Raw genomic sequence first — 23,309 nt, 5'->3', positions numbered from 1 at the left:
TTGTGATGGCTTTTTTGTTACCTATCTAGTTGTTCGCTGATTCATCTAGTGAGGTGATAGGTGTGATGGGATAGTCGGGCGTCATCATCTCATCAGCGGGGCTGGCAAGTATAGGCGGCTCTATAGGCTGGTTGGCATGTTGCGCATCGATTTGCTGTTGATTGCGTTGCTTGACCTCACTAATCAGCTTGGAGAGTTGTTCGCTGTCTTTGTCAATATCTGCATTTAGCTGCTGAGTTTCTTGGGTTTGCTGCAGTCGATATCCAGACAGATTTTGTTGCTCACCATTGACAGCTCTGTTATTGATAGTCGTCACTGAAAGATCATCATTGTCATCGCTATCCTTGCTCAAAGAGGCCCTGCGGCTTGTCTCTATAACAGACGGCTCTTGTGACGAAGGGGGCTTTTGGGGTGGTGTATGCTCTTGCGGTTTATGGTTTTGGGTCGCAGTATTGTTGTTCGATACGGGGGCTGCTGATGCGGTAGGTTCTGTATTTGCGCTCACTTTAGCGGTAAAAACCTCTGTATCATCAACTGTGACCTGATCAACCGCTATTTGATCAATTGTGATTTTAGTGTCTTCTGCTATCATAGGTTTGCTGGTAATAGGCTGGTTTTTATTTATTAAGGCTTGCGATTCAGACGTTTTTTTGTGGTCGAATACGGTAAAATAGACAACGATTGCCAGCAAAACATGCAGTAATAGAGCCAATACGATGGTTAGGATTGGCTGATCTTTTGGTTTGCTCGTTGGCGTAGGCGCTGAAGGGTGAGGCATAGGGTAATCCATATGTTGACGCTGAGGGCTCAAAACTTTTTAATAAACGCTTCAATACGTCTTTAAGCATTGATAATCATCACGATGAACTTTGTTATTATCTAAAAAACAATAGCAGCAAAGAAGCCATAATATCATGTTGCACTTTTATTTTTATCCCGATCAATCCCAAGCAATGATCAAAAAGCCAATGTTTAAAAGGTGCTTTATCATAAAAAAACTACGTCATAGCTTATCACCTTTGGTATCGACAACCGCAATAGGTATGTTACTGATGACGCTATCAAGTGCGGCATTTGCCAATGCTGATATGCATGTCAACACCTTGATCAGTCAAGCCATCCAGAGCCATCCGCTGGTCGGCGCGGCGCGTGCAGAACAACGAGCCACGACTGAGAGTATTCGTGCCGCCAAGCTAAATATGCTACCTGCTCCTACCTTGTCATCAGGCTATGATCGCGACGATGGCATGGTCTCTCAGCTGCGGCTGCGCCAGTCTTTATGGACGGGTGGCAAACTGACCGCCAACGTCAATCAAGCTGTCTTTGATGACAAAGCCGCGACAGAATATGTCTATGAGCAACAAAACCAAGTGGCCAAAACCACCATAGAGGCATGGCAAAGCTATATGACTGCTGTTGCCAAGCAGCAAGTCTATTATGACAATTTGCAACTGTTAACAGAGTTCGAGGCGATGATGCAGCGCCGCGTCAATCAAGGCGTATCGGCTCGTATCGAGATGGACTTGGTGACCAATCGTATTTTGCAAGAGCAAAACGCCTATCAAGCGGCCGTAGAGCAGCAGCGTATTGCACTGGCACGTTTAGAGCAAATCACTGGGCGCAGACTGTCTGCAGCTGATTTGCCGGCCCCGAATCTTAGTGATCTGGTGAGCCGCGCCAAAAGTTACTCACAAACCTTTGAACAAATGGCTTTTGATCAGGCCAGCTTTTATAATCCTACCGTGGTAAAAGGGCATTATCAAGTTGAAGCGGCTAAGCAAGAAGTTAAGTCATTGCAGGCGGCGCGTTATCCGACTTTTTATGCACAGTACGAATACGACTATTATCATGATGAAAATAGAAACAACAATCAGAATAATAGTGAAGGTGAGTTTTCGGTAGGCTTAAGCTATGATCCAGGAGCAGGCCTATCTAATTTGGCACTAGCCCGGGCATCAGCCTCACGAGTAAACAGCCTTTCACAGTCAAAAGAAGCGTCAAGACGACAAGTGCTTGAGACTATCCAAACCCAATATCAGCAGTTTGCTAGTGCTAAGGATCAAGAGCGCTCTTTGATCGCAGCAGTCGCAGGCGCACAGATTGTGGTGAGCTCTTATCGCCGCCAGTTCATTGCAGGGCGTAAATCTTGGCTTGAGGTACTGAACGCAGTGCGTGAGCATTCACAATATCAAGCACAACTGGTCGAGACCCGCGCGGCTATCATCGGTGCTTTTTATAAGCTGCAAGTGGATTTTGGCCTGATGTCGTGGCAGCAATATGATCAAAGCCGTCAGCCTGAGCCATTATTTAGTCCGCTAGACCCGGTAAAAAAATGGCTGACCCGTCAAGATGCTGCCAGACAGCAGTCTGATCAGGTCATCATTCAGCCGATCGTGATGAAAGAGGCGAGTAGTGACAACAAAGATGATACAGGTCTCGTCACTTATCCACTTAATGACCCTAACTATCCATAAATTTGTAGGATATATTTATCATGAGTACACCAGTTCCAGCTTCGAATGACGCTACATCTGACAGCGAGCTGATGGCAAATCCTACTTCGCAGTTATCGACGCCTGCCCCTGATGAGCAAATAAATGAGCAAGCGGCGCAATTGGCGGCAGCGTTACACACTTTGCTGACTCAGCAAGGCTATCCTATTGATAGTGTGCGCTTGCATGGGGTGCTGCATCAGCAGACAGAGCTTGTGACGCTGGCGAGTATTGTTAGGGTGCTGGAACAGTTGGGCATTGATCAGTTGCCAGAATCTTTACCAATACCCGATGCCGCATTTTTGCCATTGTTGGCTTTGCATCCTACGCAAGGATGGGGCGTTATTGAGCAACAAAATCCACAGGGATTGTGGCAGTTTAGTCAGTCTGAGAAAATCAGTGTTCATCCAAGTGATGCGTTTACACAATTACTGCGTATCCGCTTAGAAAGCGAGCCGAGCAAGCGTAAACAGCTGTCTTTTGACCAACTATTAAAAAAAGATCTAAAAAACTATCGTGGTATTGTTATTGAGGCAGTAGTCGCATCATTTTTGATTAATATGCTAGCGTTAGCAGTATCGCTATTTTCGATGCAAGTTTATGACAGAGTCATCCCAACACGCAGTGAATACACTTTAATCATTCTGGCAAGTGGTGTTGGTCTCGTCATCTTGTTTGAGACCTTTATGAAGTTTGCGCGCTCAAAGATTATGGATAAAGTAGTGGTTAACCTTGATCAGTACTTGTCTCGAGAAGTATTTCAGCGGCTGCTGAGTGTTCGGATTGATCAAATGCCAGGGTCGGTGGGTTCAATGGCAGCGCAGCTACGTGGTTATGAGCAAGTTCGCGGTTTTTATACTGCAAGTACGCTATTCGGTCTTGTTGACATTCCAATGGCTATTATATTTGTAACCCTGATTGTCATCATTGGTAATCCTTTAGTGGCTTTGGTACCTATTGTGGCCGCCGTTATAGCCATCATACTTGGGTTCGGCGCACGTAGAAAAATCGACAGTATTGCGGCAATTGGAGCAGCAGCGTCTTATCGCAAAACAGGTATCCTTGTGGAGACTGTGGAAGGTGTTGAGACTATCAAAGCAGGATCAGGGAATTGGAAGTTCTTATCACGTTGGCTCGATGTGATGAGCATCACCACTAAGAATGATCTTGATATGAAACATGCCAATGACAATTTGAGCTATCTGTCGCAAATGATTCAGCAGACCAGCTATGTCGGCATCGTAATTATTGGCTCGTTTGTAGTGATGTCAGGTGATATGACAATGGGTGGACTTATTGCATGCTCAATCCTAGGTGGTCGTATCTTAGCGCCAATAATGGGTATTCCTAACCTGTTAGTACAACATTCACATGCCAAAGCTGCCAAGCTAAATATCGAAAAACTATTCTCATTAGAACAAGACAATCATGGTGTCAGTCATCCCTTGTCGCCTAGCAAAATCGCTGGTAATTTTAATGTAGACAAAGTTATTTTTAATTACCAAAATAATGATCAACCCGCATTGGCAATTAGTAGTCTGAATATAACAGCAGGTGAGCGTATTGCAGTATTGGGCCCTATTGGCTCAGGTAAATCGACTTTATTAAAAGTACTGTCAGGGCTGTATGCTCCTACCCAAGGCCGGATATTATTAGATGGATTAGATATTCAGCAGATTAGTCGTGAATCTATGAGTGAGCAAGTCGGCTATCTGCAACAAGACCATCGTTTGTTCGAAGGCACACTGCGAGAAAACTTATTGATTGGTCTACCAGCGCCCAGTGATGATGTAATGCGCGACGCCCTCGTTAAGACGGGACTGATTAAATTGGTAGCCAGTCATTCTAGTGGTTTGGATTTGCCAATTAGTGAGGGAGGTAAAGGATTATCAGGGGGTCAAAAACAACTGGTAGCATTTACTCGGTTGCTGCTGACAAAACCTTCCATATTATTGATGGATGAGCCGACCGCTTCTATGGATAATCGGCAAGAACTACAATGTATTGACGTACTCAAAAAAGAGTTTGGACAAGGGCAAACGCTTATTGTGTCCACTCATAAAATGCCACTCCTACAACTGGTCGATCGCATCATTATTATGGACAATCAAAAAATCGTAATGGATGGTCCGAAGGCACAAGTTCTTGAGCAATTAAAAGGCAATGATGATCAGAAAAAAGCTAGCAAACCATCAATTAAAGTAAGCTCGCCTAGAGTGACAGCAATTAGTAATAAGACTTCGAGTATCTCACCAAAAAACGACGATAAACGTGATAATTCAGGGCAGGATAATGGATAATTATAAACATAAGTTTCATGATCCTAAAGTGGGGCGCACGCGCATTATCATTTGGGGCTCATTGGTCGGAATAATTGCACTCGTTGTCTGGGCTTATTTTGCCCAAATTGATCAAGTCACGCGAGCGACGGGAACTATCATTGCTAGCGCTCGTACACAAGATATACAAGCCGTAGAGGGTGGCGTCTTGACCGAGATATTGGTCAAAGAAGGCGAGGATGTCACTAAAGGACAGTTAATAGTTACTTTAGAGGAAGAACGTGCGCAAGCAGCGGTCGCCAACTCAGGCTCCAAAATAGCAGCACTCAAAGCTAAGATTGCACGCCTAGAGGCGGAGATATTTGAGCGACCATTGGTGTTTCCAGAAGGCATCAAAAACTATAGTGAATATATAGAAAATCAAACCCAACTCTATAATCGTCGTAAGCAAGCAATTGACCAAGATGTCAGCTCACTACAAAAGATGATGGTATTAGCCCAGCAAGAGCTGAGTATGAATGAGCCGTTATTATCGTATGGTGATGTGAGTCAGGCTGATATCATCAAGTTGCGTCGGCAAGTTGCTGAAATTCAAGCTCAAATTACTAACAAGCGTAATAAGTATTTTGAAGAAGCACAGTCAGAGATGACCAAAGCGCAAGAAGATTTAGATACTGAACTTGAACAATTACGCGATCACTCACAAGTATTAGAAGAAAAAAATCTATTTGCGCCAACAGACGGTAAAGTAAACAATATCCTAGTGACTACTATCGGCGGCGTGGTTAAGCCTGGCGAAATCATCATGAAAATATTGCCAACCAGTAGTGATTTGATCGTCGAGGCTAAAATAAAGCCCGTAGACATTGCTTATGTCAAAGAGCAGCAGGATGCCACTGTAAAGCTTGATGCTTATGATTATTCTATCTTTGGTGCTATGAATGGTACTGTGATCTATATTAGTCCAGACACATTAATGGAGCAAACTCCGAAAGGGGAAGAGCCCTATTATCGTGTACAGATAAAAATTACTGGTGCTGAATTTTCTGGGCGCAGTGATGAGATTGTCATTAAGCCTGGGATGACAGCTTCCGTCGATATTAAGGCACAGCAGCGCTCGGTACTATCATACTTAACTAAGCCCATTACTAAGACTTTCTCTGAAGGACTAGGTGAGCGTTAGCGTTCAATATATTCTAGATAAGCAATAAGCAAAGCGTTATCTGATTAATTATCGGGTAGCGTTTTTTTATTGTTATATTAGGCGGTGTAGCTAAAATCTCCCAAGTGTGTTTGTACGGATTTGACGGCATAGATCAATATTGAGTTATATTATAATCAGACTAGGATTCAAAAGGGTTTAGGCTATAAATCGCCAAGACAGGTGTGGTTTGATTATTATCGTCAGGCTGCGTAATCAAAATCTCCCAAGTTTATATATACGGGATTGACGGCAGGGGTCAGCAAACTGCACTTAGTGGTCGATGCTTGTGGCAACCCTATACATGTTGAGCTGTCAGGTGGGCAAGTACATGACTCTAAGATGGAAAAGGCGTTGATATGTAGCACGATTAACAACCAGACTAAAGCGGTGATTGCAGACAGGGGCTACGATAGTAGCGATATTAGAGAGTGTATCTTCAAGCACTGTGCTCAGTCAGTCATACCTGTTAAGTCGAACTCTAAAAGCCGCAACGACACACTAGATTGGTATTTGTATCGTTGCCGTCATTTGGTAGAAAACGCTTTTGCTAGATTGAAACATTTTAGGGGCATTGCCACGCGATATGATAAGCTCAAAGATAGCTATGCAGCGGCGGTAATGCTCGCTTGTGTCTTTATCTGGTTGCCCCTGATTTGAATTCTATACAGCCCCTAATAAAAATAATATTTTTTGTGGTATCGCCATCAGGCAAATCTATAAGTCATTATGACAAAGGACGCTAGTACAAGAAGCTTAATTCGCAATAGATAATGTTTCATCTGTAATCAGCATCATATGCACAAAAAACCGTAGTAGTGGTGAGTATTGCCACTTGTTAGTCCGTTCCCTATGGTCTTGACTAGCAATACCGATATGGAGAGCATTTTTCGAGTCATTAGATTGCTGCTTAATGTCTTGATAGTCAGTAGATGACATAGTTTCCATCAATAGATTTTTGTTGCTACTCACCAGCCAACGTTTCAAAGGCAGCAATTTCTCAGCAATCCCAATGAACCGCTGCAATTCTTTTTTATCTTCTTTTCTAAATGGTAGGTATGCTCTGCTAACAGACAGTTTTTCACGACATATCTCAATAAACCAAGTCCAATCAGTCCCTGACTTTTCTCGTAGACGGTAGGCATTACTTAACAAAAGCGATAGCAATCTTAAGTCACTTTGATATTGAATGTTCAGTGGACTCAGTACGGAATTCTTTGAATCTGATAGCTTAACAAAGCGAGATTTGCCGCGTTTGGTAGCGATGTCGGCAACCTCGCTGGCACGTTTTATTAAAATGTTTGCATCGTGCATAGAAATATTTGCCAACTGGGCTGCTTTACTCAACAGTACCTCTTTATCATAGGTCTGTAGTAGCAGCTGTACTCGGTTTAGACCATAACGACCAAACAATTCATCAGTGGTTGGGGTATTGGTACTCAAGAGAAACTGTTTATCACAGTTTTCGATCGTAAATTGAGGTGACTTGCGTTTGCCTTCTATAATACTTTTAAACAAAAGTTTACGCATGCTAGGTATGCTGACCATGCCATTAGCAGTAATGTCAGCATTATCCTTAATCCTTCTAAGAGGAAATTCGGTAATGTTACACAGCGTTTGCTCGGGTAGTTTGATGTCAGCAATACTTAACGCATAGGTCGCCATCAAAGTAGCAAAATGGTTGTAATACTCAAAGCTACGCTCAGGCGACAAGTGCCCCATAACACCTGATAGAGCGTACCAGCGATCTTGTGCATCGATATGCTCCCCGAGTAGGCCTTTTTTTATACGCAGTATGTCGTTTTCGTCATAATCGGTGAGGGCTTCTACGAGATCTGGATGACCTAATAGCGCTAAAGATAGATTGCTCACAGCCGTGTGTCTAAACCCATGAAAGGTATGCTCTGCCACATTATCATCTACCGACATGTCTTTTAAGACTCGTTTGAGTAACTGTAAAGGAACATGGTCATCAATAGGACGCTGATCCGATGATAAGGTAAAGATAAATTTGTTTGAATGGCTGCCAATATTACTTTGCACAAAGTTAATAAAAAAGTTCAGCTCATCAGGCTTGAGAAGGGCAAATAAGGCAATGCGGCGGATACTACTTTGAGTCTTGGTGGGACGGTAGCTATTGGGCCTGATTACCACTGAGGGTGTAGCTGCCTTTAAACCTTCGATATCACTATACTTAAGTCCCAACAGCTCTTTTTTGCGCATGCCAGTACGATAGACTAAGATAAATAAAAGCGCGAACATCTCCCGCTCCAATATATCTACAGAACCCAGTATCTGCGTAATTATGGCTTTGTACGCTTGCGGTGATATCAGCTCTGCACGTACACGCCGACCGTTTTTGGAGTGTTGAAAGTTCACGGAGGGTAGATTGTATTTGCTCTTAGCAAAGTTGTGCATACTCTTTAATAAATTGGCAGAGTATCCAATGTCAGTATTGTTCCGTACGACAGCTTTGTACTCTAAAATATCTTCATAAAGTTCCTCAAACTCTTCCTCTGACCAAATATCAAGCGGCTGAGCCGTTGTGAAATATAACCATTCATAGCCTATGGTTCTAATATATTTCAAAATAGACTCATTACTAAGTGATTTTGACTCCTTTCGATTGAGTAAACTTAGTACCCAATCTAATAAAATTTTTTCACTTAAGTCATCGTATTGCCCATAGCGTTTTTGTACTCTTTCGATAAGAGTGTACGTCGTTTGGCCGAGTTTTTTCTTCTTCTGTTTTTTATCCATTTTGAAGTCTTTAGTCAGATTCATAATTAAATCAGACTTTCTAACCTCTATCTTTTTGGTAGAACTACTACTAGATGTCTCGTTTTGATTAACAGAGTTTTTGCTGATAGACAGCGTCAAAATATGTTCTAGATCATACGGCTCCTCTTTATACTGATATTTTTGGTTCAAAAACCGACCAAAGTCCTGTGTACTCAGTCCAGCAGTATTATGCATACCTCGCAGCACCCCAACTGAAGCATGATCAATATTAGTGCCCTTCAGCTCCTCCCAGTAATAACTGGCGTAATATAAAAACCTTGAAAAGGGAAGTGGCTTAATACCTAAAGGATTGATCACGTCAGACAAAGCCACAGTCAAGTATTGTTTTATCTTATCTTCTGACAGCTTGGCAATGATAGGTTTGATCTCTGCTTGACTGCTTTTTTTATGATAACGCATCAGCCAACACTGACTGACCACATCTACAACGATTTGCTTGGTGTTATAAAGCTGGTCACTTTCTTCTTCTCGCTCGTTACCAAAGCGCTTCTGCACAAAGCGCGGCGAGACCATTATCCTGTCTTTGATAAATGGCTGATACTCTTTGGCGAGCAATGAGGTAAGCCATCCTTGAAGCATTTGTACCTCGTTGATGCCACCATATACAATTCCTGAGAATATCAGCCAACCTATAATCTGATCTTGGCTATAATCGACTGTTTGCTCCCAATTATGCTCTACTGCGCGAATAATTTTGACCAGCGCCTTACCGTCTTTTAACCAAGCTGTATTTGTAATTAGTGGATTAATTTTAGTAGGCTGTGGCGCGATTATCTTAGGATAGTGATGCTCAGCAAGCATATGGTACTTATTTTGATAGTCAACGAACTTAACGACGACTTGCCAGACATGTTTGAGTGTTCTAGATGACTCGTAAGCTTTTGCAATTTTGTTTTCAATGATTGACTGAAACTCATCAAATCCTTCTTGAGACAATGGTTCCAATTGTCTATAAAGCTCTATCTGAAACTGGCTTAAAGATTGACTCCAAGATAGCCATGATAAATCAAAATAGTCGCTAGAGCTTGGCGAAAATGAAAAGATGCGCTCATTGGGCCAAAGCGCTTGTTGGTAGTATTTATTGAAAGACTGTATGAATCCGATACTTCCAGGATGAATCCTTTTCAATGACTCCCATTCGGTTTGTAAGTCGGCGAGTAGCTTTATCTCACGTGTCCTTGCCGTGTCACTGTTTTTGAGTATAGATGGGTAAGGCACGTAGCGCTTTTTTCTACCATCAAACTTTGCTAAGTCATCAATAATTTTTGGCAGCTTTATTTCATTTATTAGCATGATCAACCTCTGCAGTGCTTGTGCCGACATGATTTGAATTAGGGTAATGATTGATTGTGATATCTGATAACCCAAGCTGTGCTGCGATCTGTTCAAACACGGACGCTACACGCTTAATATCTGCTTTACTACTTGATGAGAAGCGCCCCAATACTTCTTGACGAGCTTTTTCATGACCAATAACCGTGTTAATCAGTGATAAGGAAACGCCAAGTTTTTCAAGCTGCGTACGAACAAAGTGGCGTGTCCAATAGGGATTGGCGTCAATGATATGCTTGGTCATATGATAAGCATCGCCACGCTTAATATCTTTAAGAGTAGGAGAGTTAGCAGTAGGAGCTCGCTCAGACAACAGCTTTAATAGTGCTTCATCATTACCTAAACGTATATTATCAATGATAGCGCTGATATCATGATGACCTTGGTGCTTTGCCTGATAGTTGACTAAATATGCTCTATAGTCTGTTAGATGGCGTATAAGTGTGGGGCATAGCGGAATGAGACGGTCACTTTTGACCTTCTTAACTGGCTTGTCATTGATGAGCAGCCAACCCATATCAAGATCAATATCGTACATCCTGCCAAGACCGTTGTTTGGTCGCACGCCGGTTAAAAGGCAAAAGACAAACCATACAAAAATACTGGTTCTATTAAAGTGCTCCTCATCGTTTGAACTTTGATCAGTCCAGTACTTCATCTCATTTACGATGTCGCAAACGGTTTCAATCGTTAGCGCAAACGCTGAGCCTACGGTATATTTATGCCAAGGGGTGATATAAGTTAAGTCAAAATCACTGTTGCTATTAAATATGCCCAGTGCTGATTTATAGTGTGTCATAAGTGCTTCGCTGGTGTGGCTACTATAGTACATTGCAGGAGCATGGGACGCAGGCGTGCGACAGATGATATCGGCGATATGTGCATGACAATTAGGTGTATAACGAGAGAGCACGACATGTAGTGCGGTCTCTATACGATTGACGGACAGGTACGGCAATCCAAGGCTGCTACGTAAGGTGGCAAGATAAGCCGTAAAATCTTCTTTTAATGGCAACTCGCAAGCAAGTAAATCATCTATCAGCCACAACGGTAGTGGAACTTTGATGGTATCAGAAGTATTTTCATAATCATTTTCGAGCAATGTTTGGCTTGTGGACTTTTCGGTAATACCTAAGCTGTGTTCGATGTAATACTTTTTACCTTTAATTTTGAAAATATTAGGATGACCGATATAGCCGGGTGTTAGTAAGGATTTAACTGGCAACCCAGTAATCATAGATAACAATAAAATACCAGCACAGGTTTTATCAGTCTCTGTTTCTGGTAAGGTGCTTGCATCTTGGTTGAGCGCAGCAAATAACGCTTGGTAGCCGGCAAGAGAGAGTAAGCGCGTGTTAGAGTTAAGCGCGAGATTGCGCTGAGACATATAGTTTTGCTGTAGCGATAAATCTATAGTTTGGAGCGGTATAGAGTGTTTGATTAACGGGTTTGGATATTCGCCATAGCTGACATAGGGTGCCTCATGGTGATCAATACGCTCTTCAAAGCTGGTGGTTAACCCTTCATGGCTTTCAGTATTAGCGTCTAAAAATGCAAGATCTATGGCGATAGCGCTGTGTTCTATATCATCACGTGTGTTACTCCATGTATCATTGCTAGGCGTGGTATTCCAGTTGTGACTCGTTGCAGTAGAGTCTAAGGGCAATTTCGATGTGTTATCTGCTAAGTTGATGGCTATAATTTTAATATGTTTAGGCGGCTTCTTATACTTAAGTCTAGGCTTGCGTAACGTATGCGCATTTTGATAGGCGGTCGTTATTTTCTCTATTTGGCTCAGTTTATCTTTTGCCACTTTCTTTTCTTCGGCATGAGTAGCTTGCTTATCATTTAACAATTCATATGCACTTTTTTGCTGCTCTAATAGATCAGTGAAAATGGCGCATATACTTTCCACACTCATGATCATTTGAGGTAAATCAGGTAGTTCACGCCAAATCCATGTTCGTCTAGAAGATCTTGAAAACTGCGCCTGTTTAAATTGCATCAGTATATTTTTGGTTTGCTGTTTTGGCCAGTGCTGCGTCAGCATCACACTGGTGTGCATTGCTATGGCTAGCCAAATTAACCGTTTCTGTAGGTAGTCATGCTGATGTTCATTGATAGAATGTTGCATGAGAATAAGCAATTGCATGATGAGTGGTTTTTTTGCTAATTCTGATCTACTAATAGTCATAGAAAGCCGAGGAACTGGCCTTCTTTGTAATACCTGTAATATTAATCTTAGTAGATTTTGGGGATTATCATCTGGCTGGCTATAGCTATTGTGTACTGCTAAAGTGATCTCAGATATGGCAGTCGATACTGCTTCTGGATATATAAAATTTTGCTCATTATCAATTTTCTTAACGATGTCTGTTAATGCTTGCGCATTAAGCCATTCACGCTCTTCATGATTATTCTCAGCATTCTCAGCATTCTCAGTCATAAAACACCCTCAGAAGGTCGCTTGTAATAAGTTTGCTCACTTATATTTATAAGCCGACAAAATGTAGTAATAGCAAAAATATTTTTGCCAAATAATTTTTGGTTTATCTCTTGATCCAAGGCTTCGTTTAGCTGCGTGTAAATGAGCGTGATATCTATTTTTTTGTTGTATTTTGCGATGAGATCAATGAGCTCGTAAAAACTAATGTCAAAATCAAACTGATCCTTTGAGATGTATTGCACAGCTACTTTTTGTCTGAGTACACTAAAATCAGCATCAGGGCTTTTGATCAGGTGAAAAAGCTCAAAATTATTGAGCAAGAACCATTTTTCCTCCTCTTTTATAAAGCAGGTAAGTTTTAAGCAAGTATTACTTTGCTCAAGTTCGATAGCCTGACTATTAAGAAGTGGTCTAATATGGCAGGTATAAATATCAAACAGACTAATGATTTCTGGATATACAAGCACATTGAGTGTTTGTAGCTTAGCGATCGATAGTGATTTCATATTTTTCCTACTAAGATATCGAGTTGATGACTTGTTCTTTATATATACCCTTGTGCTGACCTCCACTAATACTTTACGAGGACTAGCAAACAATTGAAAGTCAAGTTTTGGGGTTTTGAGACAGAATATCAAATTAGGCGACGGCTAATGACGCCTTGCTATGATTTATACTTTTAGAGACAATCTATGGTGATCCTATCTGAAGTATTTTAAGAGTTTAGCTTGAGTGGGTAGGTGTGTGGGCAGATGAGATAACTAGAAAAGTAGCTTAGGATGATAGCTTGGGGTGGGAATTTAGAGAAAGCAGCGTACTACTTGGATGTTAGGATCAAGAGCTTAGATGGCGTGGATGCAGATTAATATGTGATTTTAGGACATTAAAAGAGTGGTCTTATATATCTCAGCGCTTAAACCGCCTAATACTACTCGCCACCACCCCAAATAATTCAAGCGATCCCTTAACCACGATATCGGCATAATTCTCATTATGCGCACGTAAGATAATACTCTCACCCAGTATCAATTGCTTGGCAGTAAAGCCATCATCGACCAGTGCAATCACAATGTCCTTATGACAGGCTGTCAATGAGCGATCCACGATAAGAATATCATTGGGGTAGATACCGATATCCACCATACTGTCTCCTTCCACCTCGACCAGATACATCGATGCCGGATGGCGTATGAGTAACGTGTTTAAATCAATACGGTTTTGCACATAGTCAGTGGCTGGGCTTGGAAAGCCCGCTTTGACCTTATCGCTGTATAATGACAGCAATACCGTTTCACCTTCATTGGTGAGCTTACCGATTATTTTGACGGTCATCTAATGCACCTTAGGCAACTGATTGATATTGGTGGTGTAGCAAGGAGAAAGCATGTCACGGCTCATCTGCCATGACTGCTTGTCCTTGATACCTTCACTGGCGATAAACACTGCCGCTTGCTGATGACTGTTCTGTCCGTACTTTTTATTCAGTGCATCCATGATGGCAGTGACCTCTGTATTTTTCTTTTTATCCTCGACAGCTGCTTTGCTTTCTGCAAACAAATCAAGCTGCACCTCATCATGCTGACAGATACCGAGCAGCATCACACCTGCCTTAGCATAGCGTACCTCTTCTTTATAGATCACCTTTAGAACTTGTCTGGCAGCGGTGACCATCACTCTGGTGTCTGCCGTTGGCGTGATAAACTGATAGTTACCAGAGATAGAAACATAAGGTTCATTTTTACTAAAGGGGCTGTTCTTAGCAAAGACCGTGATATAAGCACAGACGCTGTCTTGTTGTCGTAGTTTACTGGCGGCTTTTGCTACATGGCTACAGATCGACTCGCTTAGAGCTTGTTGGTCAGTGATGCGCTCAGAGAATGACCGTGAGGAGATGATTTGTTTCTTCGGGGCTATGCTTTCAATGCCTAGACAGGACTGACCGTTGAGCTCTAAGCAGGTGCGCTCGAGTACCACGCCAAAGTGCTGTCTGATTTTAGCAGGCTCACAGATGGCCAATTGGTAGACGGTATGAATGCCCATCTCATTGAGTCTAACCTTGTACCGACGACCCACACCCCACAGCTCGCCGACATCGGTTATCTGCATGATGCGGCGTATCCATCTGATATTCTCTAACACACAGACGCCTTTGGTGGCGGGATACGTCTTAGCCGCATGATTGGCAAGCTTTGCCATAGTCTTGGTGCTACCAATACCGACACCGACTGGAATACCAGTATGCATCTCAACAATGGCTTTAAGCTTATGCCCGTAAGCATTGAGGTCTTGCATGGCAACGGGATAATCGGCTAAGTATAAAAAGGCTTCATCAATAGAATACACTTCAACGGTTGGACATAGCGTTTCAAGCGTGGTCATGACACGCTGAGACATGTCCGCATAAAGAGCGTAGTTGGAGCTAAAGACAGTGATGTTATTTTTGATGCAGAAGTCTTTGACTTGAAAGTACGGCACGCCCATCTTAATACCAAGCAGCTTTGCTTCAGGTGAGCGTGCTATGACGCAGCCATCATTATTAGACAGCACGACGACAGGCTTGTCCTTTAGATCAGGGCGAAAGAGCTTTTCACAGTTGGCATAAAAGCTGTTGCAGTCGATGAGCGCATACATGGCAGACTCGTCATAAAGGAAAAGGTATATCCAAGCACGAGTAACTAGATGCTCAGATGAGATGACTTTGATTGTAGAGACAGCCGCTTGAACAATTCAAGGGCAAATGTGAGTTATGCGACGGTGGTTGTCGTGAGGTTTTAGATGAGCAGTTTAAACCATAAAAAATAGCGCCCATGTTAGGCGCTACTTTATCTATCGTTGTTATGTGATTAAGGTTATGCAATAAGTCATATGATAAAGCGAATCACTACTGACTGGTTAAGGTCACTGTTCTAGCGCTGCCATTACTACTAGGCTGATTAAGTGTCACTTTGCTCGCTAAGAGATCGCCTTTGGCATTAATCTTGTAGCATTCTGATGACGTACCTGCAGGGTCAGAGCTGAGCAATAGATTGCCTGATGTTTCTATGCAGAACCATGCGGTGTTATTAGTATCTCGCGCAAGAGACCAATCTTGGTTATAAGTACCTATCTTGTTACGCATACTACTATTAGTATAGATATTCTCAGTAATCAACTTACTTGAGTCACCGACTGTAGCTATCTTAGGAATGACAGTTGTCTGGTTTGATAGTGAGTATTTACCCGTGCTATCTGTAAAGCCATGAAACACGAGTGGGTTCAGGGTAAAGTAATTGATAGCGACTGACTGATCAGTGATTCGATCATTCACTTTATTGATAGTGTTTACTTCGGCACCTTGTACAGCTTTATTATTGAATCGCATACTGCCTTTAGGTGTGACTTGAATTTCTGCTGATACACTTTGATTCCCAACCGTGGCAATTAACTTATCACTGCGTTGCTTGGTGTAGATGTTTAGTATGGCAGCTTCAACAGGATATTGAGTGACGACTCTATTGGCATTATTATTTTGGTCTGTATTACCTGTCATAGCACAAGCGCTTAAGCCCAGTCCTGCTGCAATACACAATCCTAGTACTTTCATGGTTCAACCCCTTAGCTTGTTTAAATAATAGTTATAGATATCTACTATAATCGAATTTCTAGGCAATGACATCTGTCAACTACTTTAAACCCCGCTATTTTTAAGCATCCTATAGGTGATGAAACCCGTAAATGGCAGTCTCTCACTCAGCACCTATAGCTTTCTAAGTCACCTGAGCGGTGAGATCCATTTTTCCGAATTGCGTTTGGAATTATAACTTCTGAAAATTCTATTTAAAGGATTTTCCTTGCACAACTAAAATTGCAGTACAATTTTTTAACGCTGCTCATAAGTCACCTGAGCGGTGATGAAGTGGCATACTTGGGTTTGTAGAGCCGTCAGGGTTTTCTAAGTCACCTGAGCGGTGATGAAGCGTTTAGGTAACTGGTATCAGCTAGTTGGTGATTTCTAAGTCACCTGAGCGGTGATGAAGCACGCAACAGACCGTGAGAAGCATGTGGTTATTTTCTAAGTCACCTGAGCGGTGATGAAGGCAATTCAAAAAGCTCAAGGTGAACATCATCATTTCTAAGTCACCTGAGCGGTGATGAAGGTAGCACGACGGAACACCGCCCCTGCGTGATTTTTCTAAGTCACCTGAGCGGTGATGAAGTAAGTCAAGCATCACAAGTATTCAGCTGAAAATTTCTAAGTCACCTGAGCGGTGATGAAGTTATATAATATATGTCATAAAACGATCTATTATTTCTAAGTCACCTGAGCGGTGATGAAGTAACTGCGGTTAGTGGGGCGGTATCTTCAGCTTTTCTAAGTCACCTGAGCGGTGATGAAGTTTTATGACTCAACTATGACACTTTGACTGTTTTTCTAAGTCACCTGAGCGGTGATGAAGACAATTATTTTGCATCTATTTTGCTGGTCACTTTTCTAAGTCACCTGAGCGGTGATGAAGAGTTATTGAAGTGTAAAGCGTGGTGGCGCATTTTTCTAAGTCACCTGAGCGGTGATGAAGGCTACCAACTCTGTTACTGAAATTCGAGATAATTTCTAAGTCACCTGAGCGGTGATGAAGTGTTGGCGAGCAGTTTGACAGCTTTAATATATTTTCTAAGTCACCTGAGCGGTGATGAAGGTGCCAACGGCGGTCGTGTATCGACTGTTAGTTTTCTAAGTCACCTGAGCGGTGATGAAGGTCGGCTTTATCTCTGACAACTTTCACGAAATTTTCTAAGTCACCTGAGCGGTGATGAAGTGTCATGGCTAGTAGTATGTCGTTGAGTGCAGTTTCTAAGTCACCTGAGCGGTGATGAAGCCACCGCAAACGTCCTTAGCCGCATCGTCTGTTTTCTAAGTCACCTGAGCGGTGATGAAGCAAGAGAGTGTTGGCGCTGAAACACTACAAGTTTTCTAAGTCACCTGAGCGGTGATGAAGTTGCACTAGCAAATAATATTAATGGCTTACAGTTTCTAAGTCACCTGAGCGGTGATGAAGTACAGACCTCTTTATAATACCTTTGCCAAATATTTCTAAGTCACCTGAGCGGTGATGAAGTTGCGCGTGAGAATGTATAAACAGGGTCTTGCTTTCTAAGTCACCTGAGCGGTGATGAAGGTGCAAGTCCTGATGGACTGATTGGTGCTTACTTTCTAAGTCACCTGAGCGGTGATGAAGTGTATGAGCTTGACGCTACGAAACTTGGTGGCTTTCTAAGTCACCTGAGCGGTGATGAAGAAGACAGCAATACTCTATACTATACACAGTAATTTCTAAGTCACCTGAGCGGTGATGAAGTACGGCTTTACGCCACTTATACCGCTTGATAATTTCTAAGTCACCTGAGCGGTGATGAAGAACTAAAGCAGCTCGATCAGTCGGTATTTGATTTTCTAAGTCACCTGAGCGGTGATGAAGGCTTACAATCTGCGTCAGGCGCGGTGATAGATTTTCTAAGTCACCTGAGCGGTGATGAAGGATATGCAGCTAAAAGCATCGCTGACAATGGTTTTCTAAGTCACCTGAGCGGTGATGAAGAGTGATGCGAGCACAGTACCAATACTTAGTTGTTTCTAAGTCACCTGAGCGGTGATGAAGTGAGCTTAACGGCGTTGATGACACGATAAGAATTTCTAAGTCACCTGAGCGGTGATGAAGGCTCAAACTATACCGTCACCATGCAGGGCGGCTTTCTAAGTCACCTGAGCGGTGATGAAGATATCTACAGGCAATAAAAAACCGCCCATTAATTTCTAAGTCACCTGAGCGGTGATGAAGATTGCTTAGCATGTGCATCCAGCTCTTTTCTGTTTCTAAGTCACCTGAGCGGTGATGAAGCGCATATCAATGTGAATAATATTGGTTTCATTTTTCTAAGTCACCTGAGCGGTGATGAAGGAAAACACCTTCGTCACTATCAACTTCTACGTTTTCTAAGTCACCTGAGCGGTGATGAAGATCCAAAACACGCGGCAAATATTATGATTGTCTTTCTAAGTCACCTGAGCGGTGATGAAGTTAACTCATTGCAGTGGATAGCTGAGGCAGCATTTCTAAGTCACCTGAGCGGTGATGAAGGCTGGTGGTAATAAGTCTTTTGTTGTTTCTAGTTTCTAAGTCACCTGAGCGGTGATGAAGCAAGTTTGAACATATCAGCAATGCCGGTATAATTTCTAAGTCACCTGAGCGGTGATGAAGCAGCGTGTCGTGGTGGCTAAACTGTTGCCATTTTTCTAAGTCACCTGAGCGGTGATGAAGGATAGCGACTGTTACCATGATTACCACGATTATTTCTAAGTCACCTGAGCGGTGATGAAGTGGTTTGTTTGAGTCGCATTGCTCGTTTTGGTTTTCTAAGTCACCTGAGCGGTGATGAAGAGGAACTATACCTCAAAAAAGACAGTTATAACAAGGCGCGGAGGGCAAAATACCCTAATTTACCCTCCAATTTTCATATTGTCATAACTGTTTGATTTTATTGCAAGTTTTTAAATAGATTAAAAAAAAGGTTTTTATACCCAATTAAAGGATAATTCATCATTACCCTTTAACTTTATCTACTACCACTGCGGCACAGTAACGTTATCGCGCATGCCATTCATACCGTATACATTAAAACCACCAGTTACGTCCTGTTTACTAGGTTGTTGTAAAATTTGCAATGGATAATGGGCTTTATTGCTTTCACTAAACATTCTGATAAAAGGCAGCTTTAATTCAGCTTTGCGTTTAACAACTATCGCCATTGCCTCGTCATTGCTAATCTCCATTTTTTTGGCTAGAGATTCTACTTGTACCTCTATCGGTTTAAAACGATAGCGGTGTACACTCACGTAGCCCGTTATTTTATCTATAGGCACGTCTTTGATGCCTTTGATATGCACGTAGTCAGTAAGCCGCGATAGCCAGTTATCAAGATTTAGCGTTTCTAAATCTTTTTGGTTAGAGGCAAAGACGCGAAGCTTTACTCCCAGCTTAGATGACTTCTCCTTTTTATCATCATAATGATAATCAGGGAAGCTGACACCGATGGATTCGATGTCATGTTTATTCTTCATTTCAGCTAGCGCAATGTGTAGCTGGGTAAATAGCTTACTCCAGATAAAGTAGGGCGCAATATCAGGGTCAGGGATGATGGTTAACTCGCAGTAATGGGTCAGGCTTGAAGTTGCATCACTCATAAATTACTCCTTGCCACTGGCACCAAACACGCCGCCACGGATAAGCACACCCATCACGTAATGTTGTTGCTCGGTACTTGGCGCATCACCTTTTAATACCCAATTATCGAATAGGCTATAAAAGTCCATCTTAGCTTTAGGCTGACGGAACGCTGTACCTAATGTGGTCACCGCGCCATATGGCTCAACCGCAATAGGAAACTCGGCATTAGGATACCAGTCATCGATAGTACGAATAGCATTACTGACCTTTTGTGAGTGCATACCTGCATTATCCTCAGAGCCTTTGCGGTCACTGACACGGTAAAGCACTTTACTCTTTTTGCTACCTGTATCAAGTATCAATTCTTGTGACGGATAGACTTCTTGACCATAGCCGATGACGGCGTGTGCTTCTACGTATAAAATGATAAATTCATTACCATCTAGACCTGCTTTGATCCAGTCTGCGACTTGTTTGATATTAGCGTCATCACTGTTAAAATCTTTGAGACCATAAGCTTTTGCATCGTCAATAGTAATGGTTTGTCCATTACATTTAACGGTGACTTTGATGCTTTCAGTACCCACACGGTTGCGCCATAACCAACGCGCGTTCAGCACGTTAATCGCATAGCGCCTTGCCAATTCATCTACGCCTTGAGCGTCGATATAATCAGTAACCACTTGCTCTAAAGCCTGTTGATAGTCTTGATCATTACAGACGTTAGGCTTACCAGTGAAAGGTAGTACTTTCAGGCTAAAGCGCGCAACTAAGGTATCGTTGTTCTCATCTAGTGACGCAGAATCTACCTTTTGTAAATTAGCTTTTTCGGTCTCGGCATCTAGTTTGGCAGGGTCATTAGTAATAGCATTTTTTAGACGATTGCTTATCGTTCCGCGAACTGATTTTTCTTTAATAACGACAGGCGACGGCATTGCAGCTTTATCAGCTGCTTGGCTATTAGTCTGCCATAGGTAAGCATCTGATACGTCAAGGTTACGCTCAAAAGCGAGGACGGATGCAGTTTTTAGGGCTGATTTTGACATGAGTTTCTCCATAAGAATAAAAGTTAAATTGAATGTATCGTAAAAGTTAAAGGATTTAGAAAATTAAAAATGTGATTAAAAGTCTTGCTGCTGGGTGACCAAGTACAGAGAATCATCGGCGTCATAGTGGTAACGCCAAAAGGCATTGACAATATCATGCTCACCGCCGATGCGATTTAAACGCTGTGGATAGATCCATTTGCCAAGACTATATATCGCTTCGACATATTGGCTAGGGTATTCGGGATTACGTACGTTTTGCATCACACCTGCATCATAACGATCAGAAATTCCTTGATATCCTATAGGCATAGGGACAAGCCAACCGTGACCACTCTTACGCGAAGTCGTCAACCATTTGGTATCGCCATTTTTTTGAGCTTCTGGAATATGATGTAGCGCGCAAACGTCTATTAAGGCATCTAAAGGTGCCGCATCTGGATTGTCTTTTTGTACGTCATTAATAATTTGAGCAAATTCATCTTGAGCATCCATTAATACAAAGGCAGGTAATAGCTGCGGTATGACGGCACTAATATCGCTACTATCAAAATATTGTACGGGCTCAAATCGAGCCAATCCGCGTACACTACCGCCAGCCATACGTTGTTGTTGAATCCACTGACTAGTCTTTTGGATAACAGACGCTTGCTGCTCAGTCGTCAGTTGAGTGTCTGCCAATACTTCAACTACAAAACTCATTACTAAATGGCATTTGCCTTCTTCGATGATAGAAGCTGTTTTACCGTCTTTTTTAATAGGGTTACGCGTTTGATTAAAGGTGTAATTATTATAAGAGTTTGGGCGATACATCTGCGGCTGACAGTCATGACAGGCCAGTAATACGCCACCTAACGATACGTTAGATAGTTGCTCATCATCCGCCATTTTGCGCGACATCGCATGAAAGCTACCCAAGAATCCAGTGATAGCTGGAAAGCCATAAGTAAGCGGGCTTGATATGGTATTTGCCCCATTAATAACGACCTTTTTGAACAGCAAATAGCCAATCACTCCGATATCGTTGTCATCATCTATACGGCTCATAAAAACACTCCTTTGCCTGCGCGCTCATAGCGTTTTTGCATATTTTCAATCTCACGCTCCCAGTCCAAATGCTCGGCATCGCCAAAGTCGCTGGCAATGGCTTTAAATTCAGCTTGCATCAAAGTATTGAGCCAACGGGAAAAATCATGAATAATTTGGTGATGCCAAGCGTCAGTTAGTTCACGCTCAGCTTTGAATTCCTCCTCGCCCTCAAGATCAGCGCGTTTCGGATCAAGCCAAAGCTTCTCGTGTCGCTCAAGCTCATAGTCTTTTGACCATCCCGCGGGCATATCGGTACGAATGTCTTCTGCGGCTTTGAATAATTTATGTAGTAACTTATCAATAGCAAGATTGCGCGCACTTTTTATAGACTCAAAAATCTCTTTAATAGCTTCGTGCGCGTTATATTCCATAGCTGTGCCAAAAATACTATTGGCAAATTTGGATAATTTAAACGAGCGTTCTTGTTTGATAATGGGTGGAAGTGAAGGGAGAAGATAATTACGACCACCTTGTTTACTCATTAACAAGCTAACGTTTTGCGGCTTAGTACCGCCAAGCTGAAGGGTCGCTAAATCATTCAAGGTGATATAAGGCTGTTGATCGGCGGTTTTTTTAAAACGATTATCACGGGCAGCTTTATTGTCCTCAGAAAATTTAAGATGATTGATACGCTGATAGACTTCGTGAGTGAGTACAGAGGGGTAGAGCGGAACAATATTAATATAATCAAGCTCTTCTATGTCCGCGCCTTCGTAGGCGTTGGTTACCCAAAGCGTTTGTTTATTACGTTCATGGGTGACAGGGTTTGTAATAAAGTTTTGCAATGCTTCTTTAAAAGTCTGCTGATAGGTATTAGCCAGTATTTTATCGCTGGCAAGTGAGGCAATAAAATCAACATTATCCGCTAAAATAAGGTCACGAATTTTAGTCGTCTCATCTACTTCAAAATCGAAGAAAGCGGCAAGGGGCAGGGCTGCGGCATTACCGTTAGCATCGATGTAACTGCTGTCTATTGAGTGCGTACCTACGATAGTTTGCGATAAATTGTCTACTGTATCAAAGCTAACATTATCGCCCTTAGCGTCAGGATGAACGCCCTTTGAGATATGCGTACCGAAGTTTAGTTGCTTTGCCATGCGAGTAGCCGCATCAGCAATCCAGTTTGCAATGCTATATTTTTCTTTGGCATTTACTAACGCTTCTTTTAGTTCTGTGACCTTGTCGTGGTCGCTACTTTCAATTGCTTTAGAGAGCTGTTTTTGCTCAGTATCCGTTTTTTTATCATATTGGCTAATAAGAAATGCTTTGACAGCACCGCTTGCTAGCTCTGAAGATATATCCATCAAAATTTTCTCCTTTTATAATGCACAAAAATTTTTTATTTACAATATTAAAGCACGTAATAATTAATAAGTAAACCATGTTATAACTGGTATTTAAATAAATATTAGAGATATCA

Annotated in this window: 14 protein-coding genes, 1 pseudogene and 1 CRISPR repeat array; of the genes and pseudogenes, 4 read left to right on the top strand and 11 right to left on the bottom strand. The window is 42.2% G+C overall.

The genetic code is table 11. The features are described from left to right. Positions 1-25 precede the first annotated feature (25 nt). Positions 26-778 carry a hypothetical protein gene (locus tag QO187_RS10895; protein WP_102093443.1) on the bottom strand — a complete coding sequence of 251 codons (753 nt, stop codon included), beginning with the start codon at positions 776-778 and terminating at the stop codon, positions 26-28. 274 nt (positions 779-1,052) lie between these two features. On the opposite strand from QO187_RS10895, the gene QO187_RS10890 reads away from it, so the two are divergent. The 4 genes and pseudogenes from QO187_RS10890 to QO187_RS10875 form a co-directional block, all read left to right on the top strand. Beyond that, positions 1,053-2,474 (top strand): TolC family protein, encoded by a 1,422-nt coding sequence (locus tag QO187_RS10890; protein WP_102093444.1) that lies wholly within the window; start codon positions 1,053-1,055, stop codon positions 2,472-2,474. Positions 2,475-2,494: 20 nt separating this feature from the next. Beyond that, entirely contained in the window at positions 2,495-4,792 is a 2,298-nt protein-coding gene (locus QO187_RS10885; RefSeq protein ID WP_102093441.1) for a type I secretion system permease/ATPase, read from the top strand. Then, entirely contained in the window at positions 4,785-5,954 is a 1,170-nt protein-coding gene (locus QO187_RS10880) for an HlyD family efflux transporter periplasmic adaptor subunit (protein WP_102093440.1), read from the top strand. Before QO187_RS10885 ends, QO187_RS10880 begins: the two co-directional genes overlap by 8 nt. Positions 5,955-6,233: 279 nt before the next feature. Continuing rightward, a pseudogene (locus QO187_RS10875) lies at positions 6,234-6,632 on the top strand (IS5 family transposase); the annotation flags it as partial. 96 nt (positions 6,633-6,728) lie between these two features. On the opposite strand, the gene QO187_RS10870 reads toward QO187_RS10875, so the two are convergent. The 10 genes from QO187_RS10870 to csy1 all read right to left on the bottom strand — a co-directional run bounded on the left by QO187_RS10870 (position 6,729) and on the right by csy1 (position 23,193). Next, entirely contained in the window at positions 6,729-10,067 is a 3,339-nt protein-coding gene (locus QO187_RS10870) for a tyrosine-type recombinase/integrase (RefSeq protein WP_371548346.1), read from the bottom strand. Then, positions 10,054-12,552, bottom strand: coding sequence for a site-specific integrase (locus QO187_RS10865; protein ID WP_102093438.1), 2,499 nt, complete (start codon positions 12,550-12,552; stop codon positions 10,054-10,056). The genes QO187_RS10870 and QO187_RS10865 overlap by 14 nt, the downstream gene beginning before the upstream one ends. Continuing rightward, complete coding sequence (locus tag QO187_RS10860; protein ID WP_102093436.1) at positions 12,549-13,058, bottom strand: hypothetical protein; 510 nt, start codon at positions 13,056-13,058, stop codon at positions 12,549-12,551. The genes QO187_RS10865 and QO187_RS10860 overlap by 4 nt, the downstream gene beginning before the upstream one ends. A gap of 400 nt (positions 13,059-13,458) precedes the next feature. Further along, the gene (gene umuD, locus QO187_RS10855; protein WP_102093435.1) at positions 13,459-13,884 is read right to left on the bottom strand and encodes a translesion error-prone DNA polymerase V autoproteolytic subunit; all 426 of its coding nucleotides are present in this window, start codon (positions 13,882-13,884) and stop codon (positions 13,459-13,461) included. After that, a complete protein-coding gene (umuC, locus tag QO187_RS10850; protein WP_102093433.1) occupies positions 13,885-15,183 on the bottom strand; it encodes a translesion error-prone DNA polymerase V subunit UmuC in 1,299 nt (432 codons plus the stop codon). A 250-nt stretch (positions 15,184-15,433) separates the two neighbouring features. Then, on the bottom strand, positions 15,434-16,135 hold the full coding sequence (locus tag QO187_RS10845) for a hypothetical protein (RefSeq protein ID WP_102093432.1): 702 nt from the start codon (positions 16,133-16,135) through the stop codon (positions 15,434-15,436). 285 nt (positions 16,136-16,420) lie between these two features. Next, positions 16,421-18,968: direct repeats of the CRISPR family, unit length 28 nt; unit sequence TTTCTAAGTCACCTGAGCGGTGATGAAG. A 182-nt stretch (positions 18,969-19,150) separates the two neighbouring features. Further along, positions 19,151-19,771, bottom strand: a complete 621-nt coding sequence (gene cas6f / locus QO187_RS10840; RefSeq protein WP_227673239.1) for a type I-F CRISPR-associated endoribonuclease Cas6/Csy4 — start codon at positions 19,769-19,771, stop codon at positions 19,151-19,153. A gap of 3 nt (positions 19,772-19,774) precedes the next feature. After that, positions 19,775-20,800, bottom strand: coding sequence for a type I-F CRISPR-associated protein Csy3 (csy3, locus tag QO187_RS10835; protein WP_102093769.1), 1,026 nt, complete (start codon positions 20,798-20,800; stop codon positions 19,775-19,777). A gap of 75 nt (positions 20,801-20,875) precedes the next feature. Then, positions 20,876-21,847 carry a type I-F CRISPR-associated protein Csy2 gene (csy2, locus tag QO187_RS10830; RefSeq protein WP_102093767.1) on the bottom strand — a complete coding sequence of 324 codons (972 nt, stop codon included), beginning with the start codon at positions 21,845-21,847 and terminating at the stop codon, positions 20,876-20,878. Beyond that, positions 21,844-23,193: a type I-F CRISPR-associated protein Csy1 gene (gene csy1, locus QO187_RS10825; protein WP_371548342.1), complete on the bottom strand. Its 1,350-nt coding sequence runs from the start codon at positions 23,191-23,193 to the stop codon at positions 21,844-21,846. Before csy1 ends, csy2 begins: the two co-directional genes overlap by 4 nt. Between the last annotated feature and the right edge of the window lie 116 nt (positions 23,194-23,309).

This window comes from Psychrobacter sp. Arc9 (genome assembly GCF_041431295.1).
Classification (GTDB): Bacteria; Pseudomonadota; Gammaproteobacteria; order Pseudomonadales; family Moraxellaceae; genus Psychrobacter.
This window is presented reverse-complemented; position numbering and strand designations above follow the sequence as displayed.